Source organism: Thalassolituus sp. LLYu03 (genome assembly GCF_050507655.1).
Lineage (GTDB): Bacteria > Pseudomonadota > Gammaproteobacteria > Pseudomonadales > Oceanobacteraceae > Venatoribacter.
On sequence record NZ_CP191496.1, the window covers coordinates 3,752,001 to 3,768,802 of the forward strand.

General features: G+C 59.8%; 16 protein-coding genes. 6 read left to right on the forward strand and 10 right to left on the reverse strand.

Features of this window, described 5'->3' with window-relative positions:
- Nucleotides 1-4: 4 nt before the first annotated feature.
- Together ACQUQU_RS16735 and ACQUQU_RS16740 are read left to right on the forward strand one after the other, a co-directional pair.
- A complete protein-coding gene (locus tag ACQUQU_RS16735; protein WP_430460850.1) occupies nucleotides 5-520 on the forward strand; it encodes a dihydrofolate reductase in 516 nt (171 codons plus the stop codon).
- 144 nt (nucleotides 521-664) lie between these two features.
- On the forward strand, nucleotides 665-1,735 hold the full coding sequence (locus tag ACQUQU_RS16740; RefSeq protein WP_430460851.1) for a patatin-like phospholipase family protein: 1,071 nt from the start codon (nucleotides 665-667) through the stop codon (nucleotides 1,733-1,735).
- Between the two features lie 84 nt (nucleotides 1,736-1,819).
- Here ACQUQU_RS16740 and ACQUQU_RS16745 read toward each other — a convergent pair whose 3' ends face one another.
- The gene (locus tag ACQUQU_RS16745; RefSeq protein ID WP_430460852.1) at nucleotides 1,820-2,536 is read right to left on the reverse strand and encodes an MBL fold metallo-hydrolase; all 717 of its coding nucleotides are present in this window, start codon (nucleotides 2,534-2,536) and stop codon (nucleotides 1,820-1,822) included.
- A gap of 97 nt (nucleotides 2,537-2,633) precedes the next feature.
- On the opposite strand from ACQUQU_RS16745, the gene ACQUQU_RS16750 reads away from it, so the two are divergent.
- The gene (locus ACQUQU_RS16750; protein ID WP_430460853.1) at nucleotides 2,634-2,972 is read left to right on the forward strand and encodes a winged helix-turn-helix transcriptional regulator; all 339 of its coding nucleotides are present in this window, start codon (nucleotides 2,634-2,636) and stop codon (nucleotides 2,970-2,972) included.
- 96 nt (nucleotides 2,973-3,068) lie between these two features.
- Here ACQUQU_RS16750 and ACQUQU_RS16755 read toward each other — a convergent pair whose 3' ends face one another.
- From ACQUQU_RS16755 to argE, 6 genes are all read right to left on the reverse strand, one after another.
- Nucleotides 3,069-3,269 carry a 2-hydroxymuconate tautomerase family protein gene (locus tag ACQUQU_RS16755; RefSeq protein ID WP_430460854.1) on the reverse strand — a complete coding sequence of 67 codons (201 nt, stop codon included), beginning with the start codon at nucleotides 3,267-3,269 and terminating at the stop codon, nucleotides 3,069-3,071.
- A 93-nt stretch (nucleotides 3,270-3,362) separates the two neighbouring features.
- Entirely contained in the window at nucleotides 3,363-4,979 is a 1,617-nt protein-coding gene (locus ACQUQU_RS16760; RefSeq protein WP_430460855.1) for a TonB family protein, read from the reverse strand.
- 137 nt (nucleotides 4,980-5,116) lie between these two features.
- The gene (locus ACQUQU_RS16765; protein ID WP_430460856.1) at nucleotides 5,117-5,992 is read right to left on the reverse strand and encodes a bile acid:sodium symporter family protein; all 876 of its coding nucleotides are present in this window, start codon (nucleotides 5,990-5,992) and stop codon (nucleotides 5,117-5,119) included.
- A 143-nt stretch (nucleotides 5,993-6,135) separates the two neighbouring features.
- Nucleotides 6,136-6,897 (reverse strand): spermidine synthase, encoded by a 762-nt coding sequence (locus ACQUQU_RS16770; protein ID WP_430460857.1) that lies wholly within the window; start codon nucleotides 6,895-6,897, stop codon nucleotides 6,136-6,138.
- Nucleotides 6,897-8,195, reverse strand: coding sequence for an amino-acid N-acetyltransferase (gene argA / locus ACQUQU_RS16775; RefSeq protein ID WP_430460858.1), 1,299 nt, complete (start codon nucleotides 8,193-8,195; stop codon nucleotides 6,897-6,899). The genes ACQUQU_RS16770 and argA overlap by 1 nt, the downstream gene beginning before the upstream one ends.
- A 31-nt stretch (nucleotides 8,196-8,226) precedes the next feature.
- Nucleotides 8,227-9,396 (reverse strand): acetylornithine deacetylase, encoded by a 1,170-nt coding sequence (gene argE, locus ACQUQU_RS16780; protein ID WP_430460859.1) that lies wholly within the window; start codon nucleotides 9,394-9,396, stop codon nucleotides 8,227-8,229.
- An 87-nt stretch (nucleotides 9,397-9,483) separates the two neighbouring features.
- Here argE and ACQUQU_RS16785 point away from each other — a divergent pair, with 87 nt between their 5' ends.
- The 3 genes from ACQUQU_RS16785 to ACQUQU_RS16795 all read left to right on the forward strand — a co-directional run bounded on the left by ACQUQU_RS16785 (nucleotide 9,484) and on the right by ACQUQU_RS16795 (nucleotide 13,280).
- Nucleotides 9,484-10,902, forward strand: coding sequence for an inorganic triphosphatase (locus tag ACQUQU_RS16785; protein WP_430460860.1), 1,419 nt, complete (start codon nucleotides 9,484-9,486; stop codon nucleotides 10,900-10,902).
- Between the two features lie 18 nt (nucleotides 10,903-10,920).
- On the forward strand, nucleotides 10,921-12,693 hold the full coding sequence (locus ACQUQU_RS16790; protein WP_430460861.1) for a GspE/PulE family protein: 1,773 nt from the start codon (nucleotides 10,921-10,923) through the stop codon (nucleotides 12,691-12,693).
- Between the two features lie 86 nt (nucleotides 12,694-12,779).
- Nucleotides 12,780-13,280, forward strand: coding sequence for a 3'-5' exonuclease (locus ACQUQU_RS16795; RefSeq protein WP_430460862.1), 501 nt, complete (start codon nucleotides 12,780-12,782; stop codon nucleotides 13,278-13,280).
- Nucleotides 13,281-13,360: 80 nt separating this feature from the next.
- On the opposite strand, the gene lpxL is transcribed toward ACQUQU_RS16795, so the two are convergent.
- Genes lpxL through hldE form a run of 3 tightly spaced genes read right to left on the reverse strand, consistent with a single transcriptional unit; the run spans nucleotide 13,361 to nucleotide 16,675 of the window.
- Nucleotides 13,361-14,299, reverse strand: a complete 939-nt coding sequence (gene lpxL / locus ACQUQU_RS16800; protein WP_430460863.1) for an LpxL/LpxP family Kdo(2)-lipid IV(A) lauroyl/palmitoleoyl acyltransferase — start codon at nucleotides 14,297-14,299, stop codon at nucleotides 13,361-13,363.
- Nucleotides 14,292-15,248 (reverse strand): ADP-glyceromanno-heptose 6-epimerase, encoded by a 957-nt coding sequence (gene rfaD, locus ACQUQU_RS16805; protein WP_430460864.1) that lies wholly within the window; start codon nucleotides 15,246-15,248, stop codon nucleotides 14,292-14,294. Before rfaD ends, lpxL begins: the two co-directional genes overlap by 8 nt.
- Complete coding sequence (gene hldE, locus ACQUQU_RS16810; protein WP_430460865.1) at nucleotides 15,245-16,675, reverse strand: bifunctional D-glycero-beta-D-manno-heptose-7-phosphate kinase/D-glycero-beta-D-manno-heptose 1-phosphate adenylyltransferase HldE; 1,431 nt, start codon at nucleotides 16,673-16,675, stop codon at nucleotides 15,245-15,247. Before hldE ends, rfaD begins: the two co-directional genes overlap by 4 nt.
- Nucleotides 16,676-16,802: the final 127 nt, after the last annotated feature.

Consider the following 16,802-nt stretch of genomic DNA (forward strand, 5'->3'; position numbering starts at 1 on the left):
CGCTGTGAAACTTTCTTTAATTGTGGCGCTGGCCCGCAATCACACCATTGGTATCGACAACAAACTGCCCTGGTATCTGCCCAACGACCTGAAATACTTCAAGCAGGTGACCATGGGCAAAACCATCATCATGGGGCGCAAAACCTACGAAAGCATCGGCAAGCCGCTGCCGGGCCGGACCAATATCGTCATCACCCGTCAGGGCGATTACCTGCCGCCGAACGCCAACGACAGCGTGAAAGTGGTCAGCTCGCTCGAAGCGGCGCAGGCACTGGCCGCTAATCTGGCGCTGATCAATGGTCAGGACGAGGCGCTGATCATTGGCGGCGCCGAAATTTATACGCAGGCATTAGCTCTGGTTGAGCGCATGTACCTCACCGAAGTGCACGCCGAGGTCGAAGGTGACGCCTTTTTCCCGGAATTTGATCGCGGCCAGTGGCAGGCGGTAGCGCGTGAGGATTTTGCTGCCGAAGGGGGTAATCCGTACGACTACAGTTTCGTGGTGTACGAGCGCGTCTGATCGTCTGAACGGCCGGGTAAAGAATAAACGCCGTCTGTCTTTCCCGGCCGGCATTAATCCTTTCCTAGCGTATTTGCCCCTTAAAACTGTCACGCAGAAACGTTACAAAGACGTCTGTGAATTGAGTGTTACCGGGAATACGGCATGAAGCCCGCTCTGAAAATTTTCGCCGGTGCCGACGCACTGGCTCATATCCGCGCCAACGGTCTGAAACCAGACGATATCGAAATGATTCTGGGTGCTTCGGGCGGCCCGAAATGGTTGTCGCTGGCGGCCATAGACCGTTACCTGATCAGCGAATGGTTCCGCGACCGTAAAAAGCCGCTGCATGCATTGGGCACATCCGCCGGTGGCTGGCGACTGGCGTGCTACGCGCAACAAGATCCGCTGGCAGCGCATGCGCGTTTTCAGGAAGCCTATATGGCGCAGCAATATTCCGCCAAACCGACGGCGCAGGAAGTGGGCGACGGTTGCCGCCATATTCTGAATGAAATTCTGGGTGATAACGGCGCCCATGAAATTATTCACAACCCGGTGGTGCGCTATAACACCCTGGTGGCCCGCTGCCGTGGGCTGGGGGCGTCCGAACACAAACTGGTACAGACCGTCGGTATGGCCGGCGCGCTGGCGTCGAATATGGTGGCGCGCAGTGCCATGCGCCCCTGGGTCGAGCGCGTGTTTTTCCATCATCCGGACAAGCCGCCGATTGATCATTTTCCGCATTTACCGGCGCGTCATGTGGCACTGACCGAAGACAATATCGGCCCGGCCATTCTCGCCACCGGCGCCATTCCAATTGCCATCAGCGGTGTGCGTGATATTCCCGGTGCGCCGAAAGGCACTTATCGTGATGGCGGTATTACCGACTATCAGTTCGACCTGCCGGTGATGCCAGAAAACGGCTTCGTGCTGTATCCGCATTATTTTGCCAAAGCACCGATCGGCGGCTGGTTCGATAAAAAACTGAAGTGGCGTACGTCGTCACGCGAACATTATCGCCGCACGATTATTATCGCACCGTCGTGGGAATTTGCCGCCTCTCTGCCCGGCGGCCGCATTCCGGATCTGGAGGATTTTTATCAGTATCCGGATTACAGCGAACGCCGCCGGCGCTGGGACATTGCCGTCGCGGCCTGTGAAAAGCTCGCGCTGGATCTGGCAGATATTCACGATAACCAGCGCTGGGCCGAGGTGGCTGAACCACTGCCGTGGTAATTTGTGCTCGATTTCAATCGCACGCCGATTTTATTGACGCGCCGATTTTACTGATACGCTTATTTTAATAACACGCCTTGTGCACTACGGCTGTTTTTTCAGCAGCCGTGCAGCGTGTTGAGCAACCTGCGCAGCCGACAGTGGCCCGCCATGTCCGATAAAAAAATCGCTGCCGCCGTCGGCAATCAGTGCCTGTAATTGTTTACCGACCTGGTGCGGATCATCTTCAAACGGTGGGCTTTTGGCGCGTCCTGTGAAGGCGATGCCGCCCAGTAATAATCCCGATGCCAGTAAATCCCCGACCAGCATGTGCTGGCCTTCCAGCTGAACGCTGATCGAGCCTGCGGTGTGCCCTGGTGTATGGCGCACCAGACCGTCGAACCCCCATTCGTTCAGTGAGCGGCTGTCGCCGTCTTGCAGCAGAATATCCGGGCGGAACGGCTCGTACGGCTCATACATCAGGCCGGTGCGCAGGAATAAACGGCCAAACAGACCGCTGGCGCAAAAGTGCATTTCCCGTTCACGCAGGTAGTAAGGTAAATCGCCCTCGTGCGCCAGAATGGGCGCGCCCGACAACGAGCGGATTTTTGCTGCATTGCCGGCGTGATCGACGTGCGCATGGGTAATGACAATTAAGCGGATATCACGGAATCCAAGCCCGTTGTGTTTAAGAACGGCCTGCAGTTTTTTTTCGGTACCGGGCAGGCCGGCGTCCACCAGAAGGCAGCCGTTCGCGCCGATAATCAGATGGGCGTTCACCATGCCGAATGGCAGTACAGGTACTCGTATTATCCTGAGCATCATCCCTCTCCTGTCGCGTCAGTGAGGTCATACTGGTATTTTTAAAACGCCCGGACAAGAGGGCACCATTTTCTCACTGAGTAACCTGGTGGTAACTGTGAACAAGGAAAACTGGCACATCGACAATCCCATGAACTGCCCGCTGGTGCATGCCATGGGCATGATGGGGGGCAAATGGAAACCCATCATTATTCATATGCTGAGTATCGGAACGCATCGTTTCAGCGAATTAAAAAAGAATATTCCACCCGTCAGTCAGAAAGTGCTGACGCAGCAGTTGCGCGAGCTGGAACACGACGGCCTGATCAGTCGCACGGTATTTCCGCAGGTACCACCGCGCGTGGATTATCGCTTAACGGAACTTGGTGAAGCCTTAACGCCCATCATCAATACCCTGTACCAATGGGGCGTGCAGGCTCAGACACAAAAGCCGTAAACCGAGCAGAGAGTTCAGCAACCTGGCGCCTGAGTCGCCGCAATAAGAAAGCGCCATTAACCGGCGCTTTTTTATGAGTGAACGACAGCTGATATGTCAGCGCCCGGCGCGTAAATCCGTCACCGTCTTGCCGCCAATACCCCAGTTGTCGGTATTCACTTCATCAATGATCACAAAGGTGGTGGCCGGATTTTTATTCAGCACATCCACCAGTAACTGGGTGGCGCCTTCAATCAGACGGGCTTTCTGTTCTGGGGTTACCTGTTCGTCGGTAATGCGGATATTTACGTAAGGCATGGCGGACTCCGGTGAGATGGGAGTCCTCAGTGTCGGCGTCGTGCGCAGTAATTGCCAGACACCCTGCATGATGTCCGGCATTCAGCGCGATGATTACAGGCGGAATTCGTAGCTGATGTTGATGGTGAGCACACGGTCGGCCAGACCATCCGGCAACGGCGGAAACGGCTGGGCCTTTTTCAGCGCATCGGCCAGTGCGTCGTTCAGCTCGCGGTGCGGGGAAGGTTTCGGCTGACGCACCGCCAGCACAGTGCCATCCGGCTGCACATCCACCTCCAGACTCACCCAGCCCTTTTTCTTCAGAATACGGGCGGCGGCCGGGTAATCAACGCGTCGGGCAACGGCCTGATTGCGTGCTTCGCGGTAGCTTTGCCGCAGGGCTTCCTGTTCCGCTTCCGGCAGCGGGCCGGTGCGCAGCGACGACGGCGCCTGCGGCATGGTCAGTGATTCCTGCGCATCACTGGCGAGGGCGAAGCGGTACGACGCCGATAACGGCCACTGCTCGCCACTGAGTCCGGCCGGAATATCCACATCGGGCGCGGCCTGTGCCAGGGCGCGTTCCAGTTCGCTGATCAGCAGGTCGTCGACCTGTTCATCGCGGGCCTGCAGGTTGGTGATTTTGCGTTCGCGGCTGAAGGTGAAATCCACCTGCGCCAGACCTTCCTGGCCGAATTGCCGCGCCCAGGTCGGATAGGTGACGTTGGCTTCGGTCAGGCGCTGCAGATTCCACTGCAGCAGCTCAAGGAAGTAGCGCTGCTCTTCGGCCAGCACGGGAGCTGTTTTGCGTTGGCCCAGTGCGTTGCTGGTGGAGCCGACCAGCTCTTTGGCCTGTGCTTTGGCGGCTTCCGACTGGGCTGCGCGCAGCGCTTTGGCGCGGGCGACTGCCTGTTTTTCCGATTCGCTGCGGGCGGCGGCCAGACGGGCTTCTTCTTCCCGTTTGCGTGCGTCCTCACGCTGGCGGATTTCTTCGTCCTGACGGGCTTTCAGTTGTGCCTGTTGTTCCTGCTCCCGTTGCGCAGCCAGCGCGTCTGCGCGGGCTTTGGCGGCCGCCTGCTCGGCGGCTCTGGCGCGCGCTGCCTGGGCTTTTTCGGCGGCTATCCAGCCGGCGTACACGCCTTTGCGTTCGCTGCTGACCTTATGCCGGGTCAGCTCGGTGCGCAGCGCGTCGTTGCTCTGATGCAGTATTTCGTGGCGGAACTCGCGCGACGGCGCCAGTTTGCCGATCCAGGTATTGAGCAGAAAATTAAACAGGTCGGTGCCCGGCGATTCGATCACCTGATCGCCGTTGAGCAGCACGCGGGTATTCCCGCCCGGCTGGTAGTCGACGATGATTTCATCGCCTTCGGTCAGTTCGGCCCGGGGAAACTGGGTGAATTCCATCAGCGCTTTCTGCAACGATGCCGGCGCGCTGTTGAGGTCGTTGTTGATGGAAATGTTGTTCTGCCACTGACCCGACCATTTGCGCGGCGTCCAGCGGTTGATGCGTACCACCATCTGCATACGTTTGGCGGTCGACGACGCGAAGATGTAGCCGGGGTCGTCACTGGCTTTGGGCAAATACAGGCCGGCGAGGTAATAGTCGCGGGTGAGCTGCTGATACACGGCGCTGCCGTTCAGTACCAGCTCGACAGAATGAGCGTGCAGGGCGCACAGCCAGAGCAAAGGAAACCAGAACAGCGGCCGTAATGTGGTCACTGGTTTTAACGTCATCGAACCAACTCCTGTAGGGGCGCGCCGCAAGCCCCTTTGCGGCGCAATTAGCCCTAACTATAGCAGGGAGAAGGTCCGCTGGCCCGGTTGGATTGCCTGACAATCGGGCCTGTCTTTGTCCCGGAATGACCTCCTGATCAGGCCAGAGCGGGTTGCTGTTTGTCTTTGCGCAGCACCGCCAGCGTGAACAGCGTGGCGGTGGCAAACATCAGCAGACCGTACACGCTCGGCGCCACCGACATGCCGGCGCTTTTCAGAATGCCGGTGGTGATCAGCAGGGCCAGCGTACCGTTCTGCAGACCGACTTCCAGACAAATCGTGCGCGCCTGAGCTTCGCTGTGCAGTAACCAGCGGCCGGCGATATAGCCCAGCGCCATGGTGCTGAGGTTCAGCAGCAGCGCGGCCGGGCCGGCGTGCAGCAGGAAACCGATCATTTTGTCGCCGAGACTCAGGCAGATAGAAACAATCACCAGCGCCAGCACCACCACCGAGAAACGCGTCAGCGGCGATTCCAGACGTTTGGCAAGCTGCGGCCAGCGGGCGCGGATGCCCATACCGACGATCACCGGAATCACAGTAATCACAATCAGCTGCAGCCAGGTTTTCAGCAGCGGCAGTTCGAAATGATTGCCGGCGTCACTGTAGTGATTAATCGCCCACACGCTCAGCAACGGAATGGTGAACGGCGTGATAAAGCCAATGACCGCGGTCAGGGACACCGACAGGCCGACGTCGGCTTTGGCCAGGAAACTGTACAGGTTCGAGACTGTACCGCCCGGGCACAACGCCAGAATAAACAGGCCGATGGCGGTTTCGCCGTGCAGGCCGGTTACTTCGATGATGGCGATGGCCACCAGAGGCAGCAGCACCATCTGGCAGAAAGCGCCGATCAGGAAGCCTTTGGGTTCGCGGAACACGCGTTTGAAGTCGCCTGGGGTCAGGCCAAGGCCAACGCCCACCATGATCAGCATCAGGGCGACGGGCAGGCCGATCTGAATCAGATTCAGCATCATAGGATTGTCTCTTTGTTGTTATTTTTTCGCGGCGCGGATGCGCTGAGTGAAACCACAGTAACAGAAATCGGCGGCAGGCGAGGGGTGAGAAACGTCAGCCTTGCGGCGTCTGTTCAGTTTCCAGCTTCGGGCTTCAGGCTTCGCTACCTGTGCCGGTAAAAGCCCTTCACGCTGTTCCACAGATTAAAACCCAGAGGTGCTGCCAGTGCTTTGGCCCGCTCGCGCGCTCCGTCTTTGCTGGCGGCAGCGGCACGGCTGGCATGCAGAATCCAGTTGCCATCGCTGGTAGTGGTTTGCAGAACCAGAGGGAAAAGGGCTTTCAGATGCGCCAGACAGTCGGTTTGTTCGCGGTGTTCTTTCCACAGATTGAGCACCAGCCAGCCGTCATCGCTCAGATGCCCGGCGCAGGCTTTAAGAAAGTCTGGCTGCAACACCAGAGGGTCAAGACCGTCGGCCAGATACAGGTCGGCGATTAACAGGTCGCAGTGGCCGGGCTGGGCGTCGCGCAGGTAAAAACCGGCATCGCTGGTGTGGGTGGTCAGACGCGGGCCGCGTGGCAGGCCGAAATACTGCCACGCCACCTGAAATACCGCCGCGCGCACATCGACGGCGTCGATATGGGCATCCGCCAGCACATGATGCAGCGTACTGGCCATGGTGCCGGCGCCGGTACCCAGCAGGGTCACCTGCTGCACCTGGGACAGACTGGCAAACTGCACCAGCACAGACGCCATCGACCGCGCGTATTCGTGCTGCAGCTGCAGCGGCGCGCTTTTCAGCTGGCAGCTCTGTTCGTCGGCGGTGCCGAAGCTCAGGTAGCGCTTGTTGCCGTCATCGAGAACCAGAATGGGGCCGAACTCGTCGTAACGGCGGTGCAGTTCGCGCCCCAGATGGGAAAGGTCCATTACAGTGCTTTGAAGAAGACCTTGGAGTTACGCTGAAAGTTGTACAGGCGCTGACGCTCCTGCGGCAGGGCTTCCACCGGGCCGGGCACAAAACCGTGCTCGACAAACCAGTGGGCCGTACGCGTGGTCAGCACGAACAGCTGTTTCAGGCTGCGCCGGCGCGCTTCCTGTTCAATCTGCTCGAGCAGACGGGCGCCGCGGCTGGTGCCGCGGTAGTCGGTGTGCACGGCAACGCAGGCCAGTTCCGCCTGATCGTCGGAATACGGATACAGGGCCGCGGTGGCGGTGATCATGCCGTCGCGTTCGATCACGTAAAACCGGTGGATCTCGTTTTCCAGCAGCTCACGCGAGCGGCGCACCAGAATGCCTTTCTCTTCCAGCGGCCGCAGCAGTTCGAGAATGCCGGCCACGTCTTCCGTGCGCGCGGCGCGCAGCTGGTCGTAGGCGTACTGGGTGACCAGCGTGCCTTTACCTTCGCGGGTGAACAGCTCCTGCAGCAGGGCCACATCGTCGGCGTAACTGAGCAGGTGCACGCGCGGTACCCCCTGACGTACCGCTTTGATGGCGGCGTCGGCGTGATTACGCGCTTCGCCTTTCAGGCTGTGAATGTGCTGTTCCAGATCGAGGCAGGTGACTTCTTTCAGGATTTCGCCGTTGTCGTCCGGCAGGCCGGCGTTGCGGCCGAGCACAATCAGCTTGTCGGCGCGCAGGCTGACGGCCGCGTGCTGGGCCACGTCTTCCACGGAGAGGTTGAACATTTCACCGCTGGGTGAATAACCTGTGCACGACAGCAGCACGATGTTGCGCTGGCTCAGCAGCTCGCTGATGGCCTGGTGTTCGATACGACGCACTTCGCCGGTGTTCTGGAAATCGACGCCGTCGATCACGCCCATGGGTTTGGCGGTCACGAAATTGCCGCTGACCACGCGGATGCGGGCGCCGTGCATGGGCGAATTCGGCAGGCCGACGGACAGGCGCGATTCCACATCGGCCTTTACCATGCCCACGGCGGCTTTAACCGCGTTCAGCGCGCTGGCGTCGGTGATGCGCAGGTCGTTGTGAAACCGGCTTTCGATGTTCAGTGCCTTGAGCACGCTGTCGATCTGCGGGCGGGCGCCGTGCACCAGCACCAGCTGCACACCCAGACTGGCGAGCAGGGCAATGTCCTGCACCACATTATTGAAATTGTCGTGCTCAATCGCGTCGCCCTCGAGCATGACCACAAAGGTCTTGCCGCGGTGGGCGTTAATGTAGGGCGATGAATGGCGGAACCATTTTACGTAGTCGGTCGGATTCACTCGGTGTCCTTACTGGGCTTCGTAGGCGGATTTAATCATGGGCTGCGGTCAGGCAGAAGCGCTCGATCAGGTTACGCAGAATCGCCACGCACGGGTCGATCTGGTCGTGGGCCAGAAACTCATCCGGCTGGTGGGCCTGATCAATGCTGCCCGGCCCGAGGACAATGGTGTCCATGCCCATCTGCTGCAGAAACGGCGCCTCGGTGGCGTAGTTGACGGCTTCGCTGACATGACCGGTCAGGCGTTCGGCGACCTGCACCAGCGGGCTGGTTTCCGCCGTGGCGAACGAGTCGACGCCGGGAAACAGCGAACTCATTTCCAGTGTCACCTGATTCTGCGCCGCAATCGGGTTTAAACGGCGGCGGATTTCGTCGCGCAGGTCGTCGTTACTCATCCCCGGCAGGGTGCGCAGATCGAAGGCCAGCTCGCAGCTGCCGCAGATACGGTTGGGGTTGTCGCCGCCGTGAATACAGCCCAGGTTCAGGGTCGGGGTCCGCACGGCGAAATGTGCATTCTGAAAACGGCCGGCCAGATCCAGACGCAGCGCCTGCAGCTCCTGCATCACCGGGATCATGGCATCCAGCGCATTGATGCCCAGTGCCGGATCGGAGGAATGGCCTGCGCGGCCGGTCAGGCGGATGCCTTCCATCATGATGCCTTTGTGCATGCGGATCGGCTTCAGGCTGGTGGGTTCGCCGACCACGGCGTAGCGTGCTTTCGGCTTGCCCTGACGGGCGAGTGCCCGGGCGCCGCACATGGAGCTTTCTTCGTCGGCGGTGGCCAGCACGATCAACGGCTGCTTAAAATCCTGCGCGCGGTAGTGCTGTACGGCTTCAATGATGAGTGCAAAAAAGCCCTTCATATCGCAGGTGCCCAGACCGTAAAAACGGCCGTCGCGCTCGCTCAGGTTAAAGGGGTCCGACTGCCAGCGGTCCGGATTGCAGGGCACGGTATCGGTATGGCCGCTGAGCACCAGACCGCCATCGCCTTTGCCCAGCGTGGCCACCAGATTGGCTTTGCCGGGGAAACCGTCCACCGGCTGAATATCGGTGCTGAAGCCCAGCGCGGAAAACCACTCGGCCAGCACCTCGATCACCGGCAGATTGCTTTCATCGTATTCCGGCAATACGGCGCTGATGCTGTTGATGCCGATCAGCGTTTGCAGACGCTCCTTCAGAGCCGGCAGGCGGGGCTGGTTCATAATTCCTGATAACCTCGTGAACGGGCAGACACTCTGTTGGCCGCAAGCTCCCTTGCTTAATGACCGGCTGGTCAGGACAATGGCGCGATGACTAAAGAAACCGAACTCAAATTGCGCCTGAGCCCGGACCATGTTCCGGCTCTGGTCACCTTCCTGAACGCAACGGCACGACCGTTGAGCCATTCTACGCTGAAAAACTGGTACCTCGATACGCCGGAGGCCGGGCTTTCTGCCGCCCGTGCGGCCCTGCGCATCCGCCAGAAAGCCAATGGTTACGAACAAACCCTCAAGACCCGTGGCACCAGCCTCGCCGGTCTGCAGTTACGCGGTGAGTGGAACTGGCCACTGTCCGAGCCTGTGCTCAATACCGTGGTGCTGCAATCCGCCGAAGTAGCAGCCGCCTGGCCTGCCGGTCTCGACATGAGCCGTCTGGGCGAGGTGTTTACCACCCACTTTGAACGTCAGGCGTTCGAGTGGCAGGCTTTTGGCGGTACCGCCGAAGTAGTGATTGATCAGGGTGAAGTGTGCGCCGGTGCACAGAAGCTGCCACTGTGCGAAGTGGAACTGGAACTGAAAGACGGCGATGCGGTCTGCCTCTGGCGCATGGCGCAGGAACTGGCCGGCACTGTCCCTCTGTGGCTGAGCGACATCAGCAAAGCCGAGCGTGGCTACCGGCTGGCGAAACTGAGCCGCCCGTGGCATCAGCGCACCGACACTAACGAGCAGGACGATCTCAGCGTTGCCCTGCCGGCGCTCCTGCATTACGAATTTCTGCACCTCAAGCGGGCATTAGAAGCCTGTCTGTGGGAAGGCGACCGCGCCGCCGCGCTGCGTGCCCGTCGTCATTGGCAGGCTCTGCGGTCGCTGCCGCAGCTGGCCGGTAAAGCGGTTAAACGCGCGCAAACCCGTGACCTGCGCGCCGCGCTGGATCGGTGGGAACAGCCGTTGTTAACCCTGGCCACGCTGGCGCAGCTGAACGCGTATCTGCGTTCCGCCGATGACGACACGCTGGTGGCCGGAGAATTGCAGGCGCTCGACCGCCGCTGGCAGGCCGCCGTGCAGGCGACCCGCGGCGACAGCGCACTGGCGTCGGCAATGCTGAATGCAGCCTATGCCCTGTACAGCCTGGAAGCCGGCAAGAGCGCCGGCGAGCCACTGGGTCACTGGCTGCGGCATTTGCTACGCGCCCATGGTCCTTTGCTGGATGAGCTGAAATCCCGTCGTCCGCAGGAAGAAGAACGCTGGCGCGGCCTGGCGCACGAAATGGCGCTGCTGCAGCAATGCGCGGATTACGCTCAGGATCTGCCGGGTGTGGCCCGTGGACTGGGCATCGCCGGTGGTGGCATCGGCGATGGCGTGGTGCGGGTGCTGTCCGACATGCTCGGTGCGCAGACGCTGCTGGTGCGGCCGTCACCGCTTGCCGACGCGGCAGAGCCATTACGGCCTCTGACTGAATACACTGAATGGGCGCTGGAACATCTGAAACATCTGGCGCGGCAGATATAACCACAAGGATCTCCCGATATGCAGGCTCAGGCGGAACGTCAACTGACACTACAGTCGCTGATTGAAGATCTGCGTCGCGACCAGATGTTGGGCGATGAAGATTATCAGCTGGCGCTGGGCGTCCGCCGTAAGCCGGAAGAAGCCGGGATGCACGTACTGACCCTGCTGGGCCGGCAGAATTTCGCCGACGCGCGCAGCAAAGGTCAGGTGCTGAATGAAGATGGTCTGGTGAGCTGGCTGGCGCAGAAATGCGGTATGCAGACGGTGCAGATTGATCCGCTGGAAGTGGACGTGACCAAGGTCACCGAGGTGATGTCGTACGCCTTCGCCGAGCGTAACCGCATTCTGGCGGTTGAGGTGACAACGGACAGCGTTGTCGTGGCCTGTGCCGAGCCGGACATCGAAGCCTGGGTGCCGGACCTTGAACACGTGACCCGTCGTCATGTTAAGCGTGTGCTGGCGGCACCGGGCGACATCGAACGCTACCGCGTGGAGTTTTACCAGTTAGCCAACTCGGTGAACCGTGCCCGTCAGACCCACAAGGGCGCGAGCGTGGTGCAGAATCTGGAGTCCATGCTCGAGCTGGGCAAAGCCCGGGCTCCGGACGCCAATGACGAACACATCATCAACATTGTGGACTGGCTGCTGCAGTACGCGTTCGACCAGCGCGCCAGTGATATTCACCTCGAGCCCCGCCGCGAAGTCGGCCATGTGCGTTTCCGCATTGACGGTGTCCTGCACAATGTCTACGACCTGCCGGCGCAGGTGGCGATTGCTGTGGTGGCGCGGATCAAATCCCTCGGCCGTATGAACATTGCCGAAAAGCGCAAACCGCAGGACAGCCGTCTGAAAACCAAGACGCCATCCGGCCAGGAAGTCGAGCTGCGTCTGTCCACCCTGCCGACGGCCTTTGGCGAGAAGCTGGTGATGCGGGTGTTCGACCCGCAGGTGCTGGTGCGCAGTTTCTCGGAGCTGGGTTTCAGCAAAGAAGATCACCGCCGCTGGAACCAGATGACGCGCAACAACCACGGCATCATCTTTGTTACCGGGCCAACAGGCTCGGGTAAAACCACCACCCTGTATTCCACGCTGAAGCAGCTGGCCACGCCTGAGGTGAACGTATCGACCATCGAAGATCCGATTGAGATGGTCGAAGGCTCGTTCAACCAGATGCAGGTGAATGGCGGCATCGACCTGACCTTCGCCAGCGGTGTGCGCGCCCTGCTGCGTCAGGACCCGGACATCATCATGGTGGGGGAGGTGCGAGACCTCGAGACCGCAGAAATTGCCGTGCAGGCGGCCCTGACCGGTCACCTGGTGCTGTCGACCCTGCACACCAACGACGCCCCGTCGGCGTTTACCCGCCTGCTGGAACTTGGTCTGCCGGCGTATCTGATCCGCTCCAGCGTGATCGGGGTGATGGCCCAGCGTCTGGTGCGGACCCTGTGTCCGCACTGCAAGGTGAAAGAGCCGGTGGACGACAAACTGTGGAAACAGCTGACCGCGCCCTGGCTGGTGAAAACCCCGGAGCACATCTACGGCCCGAAAGGCTGTCTGGAGTGCCGTGGCACCGGCTATCTGGGACGTATGGGCATCTATGAAGTGATGCCGATGACCGAGAATCTGGAAGTGCTGATCAGCGACCAGATGGACCACAGCAAACTGCGTCAGGCGGCGATGAAAGAAGGTATGCACAGCCTGCGTCTCAGTGGCGCCCACAAGGTAGCGGCGGGCATGACCACCGTGGCCGAAGTGATGCGCGTGGCACCTCAGACACGCAGTAACCAATAAGAAACGCGGCCGCGACATAGAGCAGACGCTGCAGAGCCGCTAAACTCACACAGAACACGCGTTAAAACAGTACAGGAATTTCAGGTTTGGCCATCAGTATCCCACCCATCATTGACCTTGAGGCGTCCGGCTTTGGCCGCGGCAGCTACCCCATTGAGGTCGGCTTCGCCACAGAAGACCGGGTGGTTCACAGCTTTCTGATCAAGCCGGCGCCGACCTGGCTGCACTGGAGTGTGGAAGCGGAACTGATTCATGGCATTTCACGCAGCCAGCTCGACAGCGACGGTATGACACCGCGCGAAGTGGCGCTGAAAATGAACGATATGTTGCGCGGCAAAACCCTGTATTCCGACGCCTGGAGTTTTGACAGTTCGTGGATGGGCCGTCTGTTTGACGAAGCCGAGCTGGTGCAGCGCTTCCGGATTGAAACCATCAACAAGCTGCTGACGCCGCAGCAGATGGAACTCTGGACCGATACCAAGCAGACGCTGTGGAGCGAAATGCACATTGAACGCCACCGCGCCGCCAACGACGTGCAGGTATTACAGGAAACCTACCTGCGGGTGATGCAGGCGACAACCGCCTGAAGACCGCTTCAGCATGATGGCAGCAGACATAAAAAAGCCGGGAAATACCCGGCTTTTTTATGTTCTGTGCCGTGATCCGCTCAGCGTTTGTAAAGCAGGCCTTTCTTCTCTGCCACTTCCGGGCGGGTTTTAAAACGCTTGTGCAGCCACAGATACTGCGACGTGTGCTGACGCAGCTGATCTTCCAGGAAGGCGTTGCACAGACGGGCGTCGGCGGTTTCGTCTTCGCCCGGAATCGGCAGCGGATCGTGAATCACCATGTCGTAACCTGAGTTGTCGTCGCGGCGGAAATAGGTGATGGGCATAACGGCGGCGTTACCCGCTTTCGCGATGCGTGAGGTGGCGGTAATGGTCGCTGCCGGAATGCCGAAGAAGTCGACGAACACACTGTTTTTGCGGCCGAAATCCTGATCCTGCGCATACCACAGCACCTCACATTTTTTCAGCGAGCGTACAAAGCCGCGCACATCCTTGCGGGTAAAGCAGTTGTCGAACAGGCGGGCGCGGGAGCGCTCCATCACATAGTTCATCACCGGGTTGTCCTGCGGGCGGTAGCTGACGTTAAAGTTCAGCTCGTTGCTCAGCAGGGCGCCGGCCAGATCCAGCATCGAGTAGTGCGCGCCGAGCAACAGTACGCCGCGGCCTTCCGCCTGCATGGCCCTGACTTTATCTAGGCCTGTGATGCGGGTGCGCGCCATCAGGAATTTCGGGTCGCGGAACCAGGCGATCATGGTTTCCATCAGACCGATGCCGTTGTCGATAAAGATCTGGCGTACCAGAGTCTTCTGCTCGGCCGCGGATTTTTCCGGAAAACACAGACGGATATTCACTTCCACGATATTGCGCCGGCTGCCGGCAACCTTGTGCAGCAGCAGGCCGATGGCTTTGCCGATTTTCAGCTGAACCGCAAAGGGCAGCAGGGTCAGCAGTTTCATCACGCCGAGCCCCAGCCACAGAAGCCAGTATTTCGGGTGCAGCGCCGCGCGTGGCATGACAACAGAAGACGCTTGCTCAGCCATTCAGCCAGTCCATATACAGCTCAACACCCTGTTCTACCGTGGCGAACGCATCGCTGTAACCGGCGTTGCGCAGGTTGCTGATGTCCGCTTCGGTGAAGCTCTGGTAGGCACCCTTCAGGTGATCCGGGAACGGGATGTAGTCTTTCTTGCCGGCCGTGCCGCGCTCTTTGTGCCAGGCGATGACCGCATCGGCGACGTCGTTAAAGCTCTGACATTTGCCGGTGCCCAGATTGAAAATGCCGCTCTTGTCCGGGTTGGCCCAGAACCACAGATTCACTTTCACCACATCGCCGACAAACACGAAATCGCGGCGCTGTTCGCCGTCGCCGTAACCTTCGGTGGCGCCAAACAGTTTGCACACACCGTTGTCTTTGATCTGGTTGTTGAAGTGGAACGCCACCGACGACATCGAGCCTTTGTGCTGTTCGCGCGGACCATAAACGTTGAAGTAGCGGAAGCCCACCACCTGACTGGTGAAGGTGTGCTCAATGCTGCGCACGTACTGGTCGAACTGCCACTTGGAGTAGCCGTAAACGTTCAGCGGTTTTTCGTGCTGACGTTCTTCTTTGAATACGTCACTGCCGCCGTACACCGACGCGCTGGAGGCGTACAGGAACTGAATGCCTTTGGCCTGGCAGGCGTGCAGCAGCACTTTCGAGTATTCGTAGTTGTTGTCCATCATGAATTTGCCGTCCCACTCGGTGGTGGAGGAGCAGGCGCCTTCGTGGAAAATCACGTCGACGTTATCGAGAATACCGTCGTCGGCTTTGACGCGGGCGAGGAAGTCGTCCTTATCCAGATAATCGGCAATGTCGCAGTCGCTGATGTTGTAGAACTGCTTACCGTTGGTCAGATCGTCGACCACGATGATGTCTTTACGGCCCTGTTCGTTCAGGGTTTTTACGATGTTGCTGCCGATAAAGCCGGCGCCGCCGGTTACGATAATCATGCTTCGCTCTCCTGAATTTTCTTCACAATGGCGGTGGTGGAGCAGTTGTCTTTAAAGCTCAGAATAATCACCTCGCCGCCGTTGGCCTGCACGCAGCGGCCGCCAGCAATCTGTTCAATGGTGTAGTCGCCGCCTTTTACCAGAATGTCCGGCAGTACGCGGCAGATCAGGCGCTCTGGGGTGTCTTCGGCGAATGGCACCACCCAGTCGACGCTCTCCAGTCCGGCCAGCACCGCCATGCGGTGATCGAGCGGATTGATCGGACGCGTCGGGCCTTTTAAGCGGCTGACGGATTCATCGGAATTCACCGCCACTAATAAACGGTCGCCCAGTGCCTTGGCTTCTTTCAGATACTGCACATGGCCCGGGTGAATGATGTCGAAACAGCCGTTGGTCATGACCAGGGTTTCGCCACGGGCCCGGGCTTCTTCCACCAGTAACAGCAGGCTGTCTTCGTCGAAAATGCCGGCACCCAGCTGGTTCTCGCTGCGCAGTTCGGCACGCAGCTCTTCGGTGGAAACCGTTGCCGTACCCAGTTTGCCGACCACAATGCCGGCGGCGGTGTTGGCCAGCGCGGTGGCCTGCTGCAGATCTTTACCGGCGGCCAGCGCGGCTGCCAGCACGGAAATGACGGTGTCGCCGGCGCCGGTCACGTCGTACACCTCACGGGCGCGGGCCGGCAGGTGGAACGGCTCCTGATCACGCTGTACCAGCGTCATGCCTTTTTCACTGCGGGTAACCAGCACCGCCTGCAGATCGAAGTCGCTGATCAGGGTGCGGGCGTTGGCCACTAAGGTGTCGTCGTCTTTGCAGACACCGACCACCGCCTCAAACTCGCTCAGGTTCGGGGTAATCAGGGTAGCGCCGCGGTAGCGTTCAAAATCGGTGCCTTTCGGATCGACCAGTACCGGCACGTTATGGCGTTGGGCGGCACTGATCAGGCGTTGTGGATTGCTCAGCGCGCCCTTGCCGTAGTCGGACAGAATCACAACGCCGGCGTTCGCTACGCGCTCGTCGAAGGTGCCGTACAGCGACGTCAGGTCGGTGGCGTCGAAGGCTTCTTCAAAATCGAGACGGATAAGCTGCTGATGGCGGCTCATGATGCGCAGTTTGGTGATGGTCGGGTGCGTCGGGTGCTGCAGGAAATGGCAGCTCACGCGCGACTGTTCGAGCATGCCGGACAGCGCGCTGGCGTTTTCGTCGGCACCGGTAATGCCGAGCAGATCGACGCCGGAACCCAGCGTGGCAATGTTGAGCGCCACGTTACCGGCACCGCCGGCGCGGTTTTCAACATCCTGAATTTTCACCACAGGCACCGGCGCTTCCGGCGAAATACGCGAGGTCGGACCCGTCCAGTAACGGTCCAGCATCACATCACCGAATACGAGTACACGGGCCTGGTGGAAGTCAGGGAGAGTCACGCTCATGGCAGGATTTCGCTCAGCTCAGCCAAAAAAGAGGGCGGCAGTTTAACACAAGAGACCAGACCGTCGCCTGTGACGTGGTCTGTGCTTCCGCGCAGCGGAGGCCGCAAGGGGGCACTGGTTCCGGCAG